Below are 12,441 nucleotides of genomic sequence, written 5' to 3'. Positions count from 1 at the left end.
AGCATATATTCTAACCCACTGTTATTACGCAATAAATTTAAAATAAGTATGGTAATTATTCCTGTTTTCGGATATACTAAGCATTAAAGGTATAATTGTATCTGATTAGGATAGTGTAGGGTTATGAGCGATTCAAACGACGTTGTTCAACGGCGCGATGACGACCATGTTGCGGATTCCGCTTCCGCAGTAGTGGAGGTCAATCCGTCGCGCACGCCAAAACAGGATTTGTGGGATATCGATGATGATATCTTCAGGCCGCTGTTGGATCGCGTCGAAGAAGAACGCCGGCAGGAAGAACGCGAAGATGCCGCGCATCGCGCTTTGGACCAAGCAGAAAAATTAGTTAGCGATCAAGCCGCTTCACATTTGGTGGATTGGGGTCAGGGGTTTTCGTCTTCGACAACGATGGAAGTTCCTAAAATCAATGTCGGCCGCCGTCCGGTTTTAAGTCAGGCGCCCGGCCCGGTAACTATCCGTTCTCAGCAATCCAATATGCCGCGCGTGATTTGGGCGCAAGATTCCACGCCACTGAAAAAAATTACAAGCTTTTTCGAAAATTTGAATCGCCGCGCGCAATTGGTGGTTTCCGCTGGCGCTATTTTTCTGGCCTGGAACGTTGTGGCGTTGTTATGCACGCGTTTCGCTTCGCTCGCCTTTTTTGACTTTGATCCGTTTTTTCCGCGCAACTGGCAGATGGTATACAAATTGTATAACCAAGGAAGTACGCTGCAATGGAGTTTTGTCATGTTCTATATGCTGATGTTCGCGGTCGTGCCATTATTTGGCATTATGATTGCTATCAAGGCCGCGCCGGAATTTCGGAAAATTTTGAATGCTGTCTTAAAGCCGTTTTATGCCGTACCCAAAGCGATCACGACGATATTGTTGCGTTTGATGGGCGTGCAGTCGGCCAGGCCGGCGGAAGCGCCGGTGGCGCGTAAACCGGCCTATGCGGCCTATAACGTGAAAAATTATCACGGCGCGACGTTCAAAAAAGATAAAACCGAAGAAGATACTACCGGCGGCAGTGTCGGCGGCGCCGGCGCTGGCGGCGGACACGGCAAGCCCAGCTGGAATATGGGCCCAATGAATACTCAGGCTTTCCCACGTGGCGAACAGGGTCGTCGATAGTTCCAAGTTCCTAGATGCCTAGTTCCTAGTAACGGATATGTCCCGTTACCCATAAATATTATGAACAAAATATAAAATACTAGGTACTAGGTACTAGGTACTAGGTACTATTCATTCCATGATTTACCATTTCTCCGATTTCCAATTGATTTGTGTTTTGTTGATGACGATTGCGTTGACCGCATCGTGCGTCATCGATTTACAGCAAAAAATTCTTCCCGATTATTTAACGCTGATCGTATTTATTATCGGCATTATTCTGGCCATCTACGATCCCATCCGCCTGTATGGGTGGCAAGAACCGTTTTATGGATTTCTGGCGGGTTTTGCGGGTTCCTGGATTTTCCGAGAAGCGGTTTATCGTATCAAGGGAGTCGAGGCGATGGGGCTGGGAGATGTCAAATTATTTGGCGCCGTCGGCGTTTGGGTTGGAATGGAAGGCGTTGTTTCCGCCGCTTTGGTCGGGTCGGTGCTGACTATTCTGGTGATTGGGTTGCGTTGGTTGTGGACCCGCAAGGGCAGTATGAAAGATGAAATCCCATTTGGTCCCGGTATTTGTGCCGGATTTTTAATCACGGTTTTAATTGGCCCGATCGGCCGGGTAATTTTCGATTTTTATCTCTAAATTATTTTTTCTCGGCCGGTTTAATCAGCCCGTTAATGGCCGGCATGCCGCTGGATTCCATAGAATCGTTGGGTTGGGTTATGGCTTCTGCGGCCGGTTTTTTAACGCTTGTGGAAGTTTTGGTTTTAGGCATGATTTTGCAATAACGCTGGCCTTCGGGATCCGGTTTCGTGCCGCGGATCTTATTGACCCGCGAAAAAACCGCGCAAACATAATCATATTGGGCGCGTTTATTCGTTGCGGCATGGTAATACGCAACGGCCGATGTCCAATTATGATGCGTGCGATATAATTTGCGCAGCAACTGCGCGGCATAAGCGACATTATATTCAGGATGCAACAGCCATTCCGGCGCGGAAAATTTATGCGCATGGAATGCCAGATAAACTTGCATGCATCCTACCGCCACGTCCTTGCGTACGTTGCCGGCTTTATCGCGCAAGGCTTTGGTGGCGGCTTCGTAAGTTTCGGGGTAAATCCCTTCGCCGCCCACATTCAGTGCCCATGGCCAGGGTCGTCCATTGACGCCGGATTCCACCAACGCGATAGCTTGTAAAAGACCGCGCGGAATTTTGTATTTTTTCTCGGCGCGTTGAATATAAGGGGTGCAATAATCCACTTCTCTGGCCGACGGCGCGGCATTTTCGGCGGCATTGGCGGGAAGCGCCCAGAAGCAACCGAATAAACACATTAAAATCAATATCTTAGTATAATTTAAGATCGGCTTTGACCGCCGGTTGGGTGAAAATATGTGTAAGTATTGGGTTATTGTCATCATCCTGTCATCGACTGTAAAGTACCCTTAAAGCTAGGATATTTCTATAGTATAGAAAAATCCGATAATAGGGGAAAATAGAATGGGGAGGCGATTTTTAAGCTGTATTTTACAGCCGGATAGATTACATCTATTAATTCCTATCTGGGGGTATTGTATCAGGCCTTTCTTATATAAAGGTTACAATATTGCCGGAATAAGAAAATGCCGCTCAGGGATTGGCACCATTCGCTACTACCATGTTTTGTTCATATAAAATCGCATTAGTTTGTGGTATGATAGATAACAATATCGCACCAGGATCGGTCGTAACGGCTCGCGCAATGATGGCGCACCTCGGCCATTTATACGGTTATGATACCGTGGAATGGAAGGGGTAGATATGGGTCAGAAACGGCGATTTACCATTATTGGGCGGTACGAAGACACAGGAGGAACGGTGATCAATTACATCGAAGTTAATGGCGCCGATGTGCATTACGAAGTTTTGCGTCATTGGGGCGAAATCAGTCAAAGCGCCCCGCAATATGAAATCCTGGCGGTCTTCACTGGCGAGTTAACCCCGGCGGTCACTCCACAAACATTGAAAATGTACGTGGAACGCCACTTTCCGCAAAGCTGAAGGCAAAACCTATTTGATGAATATTTTTTCGTCCCTTAAAAAAATCGTTTTGATTGTTGGCGTTATTATTGCTTTGCAATTTGTTATCGCCGACCATAATCCAGCTTTTGCACAAAATACGGCGCAAAGTGTATACGATAATGCAATTGCGCGTTTGTGTTGGGCTTGTCCCGCACTGGGCGTTTTTTATGAATCCAGCGTAGTATTGGGATACAAAATATCGCAAGCCATAGTAAATCCGCTGCAAAAGATTTTGGGCGGAGCGTTGGGTCTATGGTTATTGTGGAATATCGCAAAAATTTTTATGCCTTTTGGTTCTGCAGCCGGTATTGGCGAAGTATTCAACCGTATTGCCAGCAGACTGGCTTTGTTTATTTTCTTGTTGGTGTTTTTGTCAAATACCGGGTTCGGGTTGGTGTGGGAATATATTATCAATCCGATTTACATTACCGGTTTAAATCTTTCCAGTAAGGTTTTAGAAGAAACGGCCAATAATACGGGGGTGTTTGCAGGCACTATTGGCAGCGATAACTGCGCCTATAATACCACCCCTTTTGTTGGATTTGATGCATTGGTGAATGTGGATGCAGGCCATCTCGAAGAAATGCGGGCGGCCGGCAGACGTATGTTGTGTCTTGCTAACGATGTACAGCGTGTTATGGGTGTTGGCGCGGCCATGGGCATGATGGGGATGTTCTTGGCGGGATCAGATGTGGTAATCGCCTATGATACTTATACTATCGGTGGGGGCAGATGGTTGCCTTCGGTTGATATTCCGGTTCCCAATCTTGGAGATACAATTGCTAATTTAGTAAAAATGCTGATGATGTTTATCGCGGGTATTGTTCTGGCAATCGTATTCGTTCTTGCCATATTGATTTATCCCATATACCTGCTTGATGCGATGTTCCGATTGGGGATTATCATTACTATATCCCCTTTACTGATAGCATCATATTTATTTGAAATGACGCGAGGATGGGCGGTACAAGCCATCAAGATGTTGGTTGGTATTGCCGCGACATTGTTGTTTCAATCGATCCTGGTTGGCATCAGCGTGACAATAATTACCACTACCATTACCGAGGTTGGCCAAGGCGCCAATTCTATCGGTAGTTTTCTTGAACACTCCGCCGTCAAAGCGGCGTTCGCTTTTCAAGACAGCATAATGTTAGTATGGTTTTCCTTTTTCACGGCTGGTTTCCTCGTATTATATATGATGAAAAGCGCGTCTAAAATTGCGCAAGAATTTGTCGGCATGGGCGTTGGCGACGATATTCGCGGCGGCGTGGTCGGCGCGGCTCAGAAAGTGGCAACTATGGCGGTTTACGCTGGCGCAGCTATCGCGACTGGCGGCGCTTCCTTGGCCGCCGGCGCTGGTGCCGGGGCATTGCCGGAATCTGGCGCGGTCGCAGGTGCTGGCGGACCGCCGGGCGGTGGTCCGGCTCCAGCCTTGGGCACTGGCGGCGGCGGATCGCCGGCCGGAGGCAGCGGTGTAACCGGTGTTCTTGCTCCACAAAATTTCTCTCCACCACCTCCCACACCACCAGCAGGCGGTGGGGGCGGCACTGGCGGCGGGGGTGTAACTGGCGCGCTTGCTCCGCAAAATTTCAATTCACCATCCCCAGCGGGTGGTACTGGTGGTGGTTCTCCATCCCCAGGATCTGGAGGCGGCTTCCCTGCCTATGGCAGCACCATCACGGGCCCGGGTTTTTCAGGTTCCGTGACATCCAATGTGGCTGGGCAAACCACACTGGGCCCATTGCCTCCTGGCTTTGGCACCAACATGCCCACTGGCAATTTTGGAGGTGGAGGACAAGGTGGCGGCGGACCCTCCACTATTACCGGTCCTGTAACAGCCACTGGCAATGTTACGGCTACAGGCACTATTAATACTCCTGGCGGCGGTTCGACTGGCGGTTCCGGTGGTGGATCAGGACCAACTTCGCCACCTCCACCGCCAACGGCAGGTCAAGTAGCTGCTGCTTTCCAAAATAGCAGCCATGCTGTAGCGCAAGGTTTAGGTCTCGATGGCACTTCACCTAGCGGTCAAGCACAAACAGGTGGCGTTGGTGGTGGCGGATTTGCAGGCGGCGGATTTGGTGGCAGCGCAGGCGGCGGTGATGCCGATGCATTATCCAAAGAAAGAGCGGATAGGGAAGCATTGGAAGAAGCTTTAAGGAGATCTAATGCTGATAAAGCTAACCAGGGCGGTGGCAGCGGACCGCCGAAAAAATAATTTATAATTATCGTCTTTGCATGTCGACAATGCTTTTAATATAACCAATAAGAGTGCGCGCCGTGCCTTGAGCCACAAAGATTCTTGTTCTTGGATTTTGTAGGGCCGTTCTGATTTTATCCCAGCCAGTCTTGCCCAAGAATACTTCATCTTCAATGCCATTCGCCAAACCTTGCAAGGCAGCAATGTTGGTTGCAAGATCTTGTGTGCCTTTGCCAAATGCGGTTTTTGTTGCTTCCGCTTTAACGGCGTCAAGGGCTTTCGCATAACTTCTATCGCCTACAGTTTCGCTTTGTAACAAAGCGGTGTGATTACCAGCCTCCGTTTGCGGCGTTGATGGGGCGTTACCGCGCAAATTATTCATAAAGGCATCGCGGCTGGATTTTGTATCCGCTGCTACCTGCGCAAAAACCGGCGCATTGTCTTGCAGCAGTTTTTCATCCGCCAAACAATGCATGCAGAAATTATAAAGCGTATAATCGCCGCTGTCCCGTCCCACCTGGTGCGCGCGCTGCGCGATTAATGTCCGTGTGTGACGATCCACCAAACCCCACCGGCAAGCATCGCTGTATATTTGGCAATTTAACCATGCATCTTCCCGCGAAGCGTGGCCCGAAAATATTCTATCAAAGGCGCCGGCTTTATCATTATTGATCAGATTGCTAAGTTTGCCCACCGCATAATTATAAAACATGCCGGCCAATGCCTGGCCTTCCGGGGTATTTTTCGACCAGTCGCCATTTTGCCTAATTTTTCCGGCAACGTCAAACCATTGCGGCGATTTAGGGTTTTGGGGATCTACTCTTTGACCTTCGGAAAACAGGCTTTTCTTCAGTTCTTCCGCTTTTTTCTCGCCTGTGTATTCCGGCAATGGAATCATGTTGGCCGCGCGGTCGACCGCAATCATGTCCAATAACGCGCCGCGCTGTGCCGCAACCACCCATTGCATTGGTGCATTCACGGGCTTTGCGGAATTGGTAGCAGAATCCCAATAAGTGGTCGGAACCGGCTTATTATAATCGCCGGTGGTATGCAACTCTACCAGCGCACGCAATTGATCCCTGGCGATTTGCCAGAACTTACCCTTGGCCTTTTCGGTAGTTTCCTCCGATAATTTTTCCGCTTTTTGATCGGGAGTATAAACAAATCCCAATTTGGTTGGGGTAAATTCACCCAATATGGATTGGCGATACGCTTCGGATATTTTCGGAACTAAAGTGCGGAAATTAACGTAACATTTTCCATTGCTGGATTGTTTTTGGTCATCCCTTGTTTCTTCGGCAGTCGGTGCGCCAAATTTTTCGGATTGCGGAATTACGACGTTTTTAGATCCGCCGCCGGAAATTCCTTTAATTATTAATCCGCCACCCACCAAAGTGGTTGCGATCAGTGGGCCTGCCGGCCATGTAATTGCTAAAAGGGCGGGGATGAATGGCCCGATAAACAGCCCAACAGCGCTAACCCCAATTATTTTGGGTATGCTATAGTGACCTTGAGAATTTCTGAATAAAGCATTGGTGACATATCCCATCACCACCCTCCGCCATAAGCTATAATTTTATTTCAAAATATCGTGCTTTGATTTTAATGGAAATAAGGTAAAAAGTCAACCAACATATCCCTTTGGTGCACGATTTAAAGCTGTTATTTTATTGATATTTAGGCATAAAAAAACCCGGCTTTCGCCGGGTTTAATATGGTTCTATTGGGATGTTTGTTAATTATGCAAACATAACGCCGGTAACGCGGTTGATTTTGGTGCCTGCTTCTGGATCCAACTCGATGATTTCATCGGGATTGGACAGACGGCCTACCAAAGCGCCGGTTTTGCCACGTTCAACGGCGCACACTTCGGTGCGGCCATCGGCCATGCGTACAACGGCCAGATCACCCGGACGGGCTGGCAATACTGGATTGACATACAGCATGCTGGCGACTGGAACACGTGGTTCCATGCGGGTGGTTGGCATATAAACGGCATACGCACCTTTTACGTTCACCAATTGTGGTGGACGCGGAGCGAAAGCTTGCGGGGTGTTTTCATCCGAAATGAATTTACCTTCGGCGCTAAAGCTGCCCAAAATTGGCAGATCGGCGCGCGGGGTCGGGTTGTCGGACGAAATCAAATTGCCTGCGCCACCGCCGTATTTCAAACGGTTGCCCATCAATTGTTCGGCCAATTCCGGGGACAATAATTCTTCTGGATCGCAGCGCAATGCTTTCGACAGCACTGGCAAGTGATCGGTACGCAAACGGCGTACGCCTTTTTCCAATTTGTGCAATTCCGAGCGGGTCAAACCGGTCAATTCGGACATTTCCGATAATGACAGGCCGCGCTTCATACGCCATTCCTTGATACGGTTCGGCACCAGGTTTGGGCTCGATGCGGCGCTATCGCTGCCTTCGGCATCGCTTCCTGGTTTTTTCGCTAGTTTTACAACTCCCATTTCTTTCTCCTTTTCCATTACAACTTCACTCTGTGATTGTGCGTCTTGTTAGTCTCTAAACCGGGTTCTTTTGATCGTGATATCATAAGGTTTTTCTTTGTTTTTTAGCGCATTCACTTCATACCCTGCGACTTAATATAATACCGTACATTGGAACCGTAGGGGAAATATAGCGCTATTTCGGCGATAGTACAAGCAAAAAATTTGCTGTTTGGGATATAGTGTTAATATTATAAACAGGGCTATTTTTAATTATTTATGGTAATAAAATTACAATATTGTTGATTTTGATATTTATTACAAGATATTATAAGAAGCATGGATTAATCTTTAAGGAGCAGGGCAAGAATAATAAAAAATATAGGTTATCATCTTTTTTTGATGACTTTCTGTGCGTTTTGGGATACAATTAAAAGCAGGATAGAGGAAAAAACCTTTTCTGGTAATAACTTAGGTATGGCAAAATTTTAAGGAGTCGTTCGATGAAAATTAATTATTGGCGTATTTTAGCGGTGGTTTTGGTGGCGGCATTGGCGTTGGTGGTGCCAGTTGATGTTTGGGCCGCTGGTGGCGGCGGTTCCGGTCCATTCGATGCCCTATGCGGTCGCGTAGACATCGCTTGGGATAAAGGCCGCAAAATTGTTTATATCATTGGCGGTATAGCTGCTCTCAGCTTAGGCGTTCTGGCATTCTTCGGCCGCTTTAAATGGACCACATTCTTTGCATTGGTCGGTGGCATCTTCGTGATCGCTATCTTCGATCAAATTTTACAATATGCTGGCGCTGGCGGTACTTATTCCGAAAGCAGTTTAGCTTGCTAACGTAAAATCTAATATGTAATTCACAAACCGCCAGTCCAAAAGACTGGCGGTTTTATTTTATCGCCACGAAACCATAAATTAATTTTTCTCCCCACGTTTGGTTCTTGATTCGTTAATATCATTTGAGAGACAATCCAAGAACCGCCCCCTTTTCCGGCGGCCAGGAGTATTATATGCCGCAACGCGTTATGCGATCGATTGCCAACCCGCCTTTGATGTTTTGGGCGCCGGTGGAATTGGCGCTGATGAACTTTCTGATCGCAGGTTCGATCATGATTTTTGGGTTTGCGTTTGAACTGAACCCACTATGGGCGCTGACGGTTCTGGCCGGAAACCATATCGTTTTGGCTATTATCGGCGCGCGCGAACCGCATGCCTATAGAATCTTGATGTGCTGGAGCAAGGCCAACGTAAGAACCAAGAATCTGATCCAAACAAAAAGGAATAAATTTGTCCCTTGAACTGTCCACCAATTTATTTGAAGCGTTACGGTCAACCGTAAGTACCACGGCGATACTGGCGGGATCCGCTGGCATGATTGCTGGCGGTGTTTTATTCGCGGGTCTTTTGACGCCGGCGATTGCGCATACGATGTTGCCCAATCCCAAGGAAACCAAATTGGCGGATTTTTTGCCGTTCGATCAGGTTCTGCAAGATGGCAAGACTATTTTATGCCGCGATGGAACGGTGGTACAGTGTCTTGAGGTGGCAGGCCGGGATATTACTTTTCTTACCCCCGGCGAGCGCGAAGCGTTTTATTATTCGCGCAAAAACTGGATCGATGCGCTGGCGGAAACCGGCGTGATGGTGCGCGTTTTTATTGTGCGCGAACGGATTGATCCAAATGCCGGGCTGGAACATGAAAATGTTATTTTGCGGGAAATGGCCCGGCGCTGGGAATATAGTTTTCGCAACACATTCCGGAACCGGCAAATTATCGTTCTGTCCGTTTCCGGTAAAACCAAAAATAATATCGTTAAATTAAACGACGCGGCGGATATCACTGCTTCTGTGCTAAATCCATACCGTCCACGCGTGTTGTCCCAGTTTGATCCGGAACCTATCCATCGTCCGACTTGGATTTGGGCGCGAATCGCAAGTCCTCTTACCCGGCCGCATCCCAATGGCATTGGCGAAGGCGTGCGCGATGCCATATGCGCCGATACGGTGGAGTTTGGCAAGGAAGATGGGATCATAACCTTTCAAAATGGCGAGCAAACTTTGTATTGCGCCTCTATGGGATTGCGTTCGATCGGCGATTTCACCAACGAAGGATTTGTTTCGGAATTATCCGCCGTTCCAGGCGAAGTGATTATGATGCATACGTTCGACCCAATGCCGCGCACCGAAGCGCAATTGCGCTTGGTGCAGCACCAACGAATGTCCTTGGCGACAAGATACAGCGCCGGCGTTCACGCGCAATTTCACGAAGCGATGAATATGGTCGAAGGCAGCGATGCCAATGCGGCGGTACTAAGTTTTTATACCATGACCATTTTTATGTTCGCCAAAACCAAAGAAGAATTGGCTTTTGTCGAAGCGGAAATTAAACGCATAGCGGCGGGTTATGGCGTCACCGCGGTACGGGAAGGCGCGGCAACGCAATCGTCCTGGTTCGCGCAATTCCCAGGATATAATTTATGGCCGCGCGTCTATAAACTTTTTTCCAACAATGTTTCTTGCCATGTGACGCTGGATAAGCCGCCGGAAGGTTTATTGAAATGCGACTGGGGCCCAGGGCCGATTTCATTGTTCCGCACGGCCATGGGCACGGCCTATAATTTCCAATTTCATGTCACCGACGAAGTGGCTGCGGTAGCGCATGCGGTTACCATCGGTCCAACCGGCGGCGGTAAAACCACGCTGGTTACTTTCTTGACGGCAATGGCGATGCGTCATCCGAAATTGCGTTGTTATATGATCGACCGGCATGGCGGCGCCTATATTTTCACCAATGCGGTTGGCGGCAGTTATGTTACCTTTGAAGGATCGGATTTGCCTGGGCGCAAGACAGAATTGAATCCGTTTTATTGCACGGATAATGCCGAAAACCGGTCTTTCTTGCGCGGATTTTTGCAAGCCCTGTCGGAATCCGAAGATTCCGAAGCAATCGAAGAAATTGGCTTTGCCGTCGAAGCCGCGTTCGATGTCGGTATTACCAAAGAACAGCGTAGTCTTGCTAATATTTACGATGCGGTGTTCAGCAAGGCCAAACCTTTGCGCAAGCAGTTGAACAAATGGGTCGATCCGGCGGTTTATGGAAAAATTTTCAATGGCGCCACCGATTCGTTGGATTTAACCAATACGCGCCTTGTGACTTTGGATTTTACCAAAATTTACGAACATGAAGATCTGGCCCGAGCGGTTATTTTGTATTTAATGCACCGTATCCAGGCGGCAATTACCGAAACACGTTCGCCAGCGTTGATCTTTATCGATGAAACTGAACCTGTGGTGAGGCATCCATTGTTCCGCCAGTTCTTTTTGCAAATGCTGCAGGAATACCGGAAAAAAGGCGCGGCGATTATTTCCGCTTTCCAGCGTCCAGAGGCGATTGCCGCCGCCGGCCTTGGCGAGGCTATTCGGGGCCAGGCCCAAACCACCTTTTTCCTGCCCAACCCTCAAGCCAAGGAAAGCGAATATGCCGATTGGGGCCTAACCGACCGGGAAATGGACTTTATTAAGGGAAGATTGTCTATTTCCAGAAGGTTAAGACGCGCCGTTTTGGTCAAGCGGGCCACCGGCGAATCTGTTATACTTGATGTAGATTTAAGTCCTTTGGGACCGTTATTGAAAATTTTCCGCTCGGACGAACCATCGAAGGCCGAAGCGGAAATGTGTATGCGCAAATATGGCGCGGATTGGTTAAGGCAATATCTGGAGATTCCATCATGACGAATTGTAAAAAATTTCTAGCAATCCTTGGTATTTTGTTTTTAGGAAGTATCATTTTCACTCCGCACCAAGCGCATGCGCAAAGCGGCGGCGCTGGCGGCGGCGGCGTCATTATGAATTTCGATATTGAGAATTTTTTAAAAGAAAATGAGCAATTATACAAAGCCTATCAAGCGGTCAAGGAATTGCAAGATATCACCAATTATCAAAAATTGATTACCAAAACGCTAGGCTTGAAAGAAGATCAGATCGCATTTTTAAGAACGTTGGGCAATATTGCCAATACCATTTGTAATACTCGTTTTCCGCCGTTCTTTTTCAATTTCAATTTTGATTTTCGTTTGCCGGATTTTCCAGACGATCCTTGCGATATCGCCCTGACGTTCTTGCCGTATGACACCAATTATTACACCGAATTTGTCGGTAACATTAACCAGACGCTGAATGATCCCGCTAAAGTCCATAAGGTTATGCGTAATCCGCAAAAAGCATTGTCCGTTATGCGGGAATCGTTATGGTCCGATCCAAATGACAAATCCATCGAAACGCAATTGGGCGTGAGAAAAAGACGCCAAACCAAATTCCAGCGCGACATGCAGAACATGCTGACCAATTCGACAACAGCTCAAGCGACTGCGCCGGATAAAATTATGATCGCCAATGAAATGACCCGGACAAAGCCGGATACCCAGATTGCCCAGTTAACTCTGTTGTCGGAACAGATTAAGGAAGATGCGGATACAAACATTAAAATTATGAGTCTGCTTGCCGATCAAAACGCGGCTTTGGGTATGCAAGCGTTAACGCAATTGCCCACCGATGATCCAAGGGGGTCGGATGGGCGATTGGGTACTTGCAATAATAACGCCTGCTAGGGTGGTGA

11 protein-coding genes are annotated in these 12,441 nt (G+C 48.1%); 8 read left to right on the top strand and 3 right to left on the bottom strand.

The window, feature by feature from the left end; genetic code table 11:
* The first annotated feature begins 123 nt into the window (after window positions 1-123).
* Both EYC62_09360 and EYC62_09355 read left to right on the top strand, forming a co-directional pair.
* Window positions 124-1,134, top strand: coding sequence for a hypothetical protein (locus EYC62_09360; GenBank protein ID TAH32330.1), 1,011 nt, complete (start codon window positions 124-126; stop codon window positions 1,132-1,134).
* A gap of 118 nt (window positions 1,135-1,252) precedes the next feature.
* Complete coding sequence (locus EYC62_09355) at window positions 1,253-1,759, top strand: prepilin peptidase (protein ID TAH32329.1); 507 nt, start codon at window positions 1,253-1,255, stop codon at window positions 1,757-1,759.
* 1 nt (window position 1,760) lies between these two features.
* Here EYC62_09355 and EYC62_09350 read toward each other — a convergent pair whose 3' ends face one another.
* Window positions 1,761-2,537, bottom strand: coding sequence for a lytic transglycosylase domain-containing protein (locus EYC62_09350; protein ID TAH32328.1), 777 nt, complete (start codon window positions 2,535-2,537; stop codon window positions 1,761-1,763).
* Between the two features lie 379 nt (window positions 2,538-2,916).
* Between EYC62_09350 and EYC62_09345 the strand changes: the two genes are divergently transcribed.
* Together EYC62_09345 and EYC62_09340 are read left to right on the top strand one after the other, a co-directional pair.
* Window positions 2,917-3,156: a hypothetical protein gene (locus EYC62_09345; GenBank protein TAH32327.1), complete on the top strand. Its 240-nt coding sequence runs from the start codon at window positions 2,917-2,919 to the stop codon at window positions 3,154-3,156.
* 16 nt (window positions 3,157-3,172) lie between these two features.
* A complete protein-coding gene (locus EYC62_09340) occupies window positions 3,173-5,395 on the top strand; it encodes a hypothetical protein (protein TAH32326.1) in 2,223 nt (740 codons plus the stop codon).
* Between the two features lie 7 nt (window positions 5,396-5,402).
* On the opposite strand, the gene EYC62_09335 is transcribed toward EYC62_09340, so the two are convergent.
* Entirely contained in the window at window positions 5,403-6,926 is a 1,524-nt protein-coding gene (locus tag EYC62_09335; protein TAH32325.1) for a hypothetical protein, read from the bottom strand.
* A gap of 190 nt (window positions 6,927-7,116) precedes the next feature.
* The gene (locus EYC62_09330; GenBank protein ID TAH32324.1) at window positions 7,117-7,860 is read right to left on the bottom strand and encodes an XRE family transcriptional regulator; all 744 of its coding nucleotides are present in this window, start codon (window positions 7,858-7,860) and stop codon (window positions 7,117-7,119) included.
* A 464-nt stretch (window positions 7,861-8,324) separates the two neighbouring features.
* Between EYC62_09330 and EYC62_09325 the strand changes: the two genes are divergently transcribed.
* From EYC62_09325 to EYC62_09310, 4 genes are all read left to right on the top strand, one after another.
* A complete protein-coding gene (locus EYC62_09325) occupies window positions 8,325-8,663 on the top strand; it encodes a hypothetical protein (GenBank protein ID TAH32323.1) in 339 nt (112 codons plus the stop codon).
* Between the two features lie 173 nt (window positions 8,664-8,836).
* Complete coding sequence (locus tag EYC62_09320) at window positions 8,837-9,124, top strand: hypothetical protein (protein TAH32322.1); 288 nt, start codon at window positions 8,837-8,839, stop codon at window positions 9,122-9,124.
* The gene (locus EYC62_09315) at window positions 9,114-11,558 is read left to right on the top strand and encodes a hypothetical protein (GenBank protein TAH32321.1); all 2,445 of its coding nucleotides are present in this window, start codon (window positions 9,114-9,116) and stop codon (window positions 11,556-11,558) included. Before EYC62_09320 ends, EYC62_09315 begins: the two co-directional genes overlap by 11 nt.
* The gene (locus tag EYC62_09310; GenBank protein TAH32320.1) at window positions 11,555-12,433 is read left to right on the top strand and encodes a hypothetical protein; all 879 of its coding nucleotides are present in this window, start codon (window positions 11,555-11,557) and stop codon (window positions 12,431-12,433) included. The genes EYC62_09315 and EYC62_09310 overlap by 4 nt, the downstream gene beginning before the upstream one ends.
* The last annotated feature ends 8 nt before the right edge of the window (window positions 12,434-12,441 follow it).

The sequence above is a fragment of the Alphaproteobacteria bacterium genome (genome assembly GCA_004295055.1).
Taxonomy (GTDB): domain Bacteria; phylum Pseudomonadota; class Alphaproteobacteria; order SHNJ01; family SHNJ01; genus SHNJ01.
The sequence above is the reverse complement of the archived record's forward strand: the minus strand, read 5'-3'. Positions and strand labels throughout refer to the sequence as shown.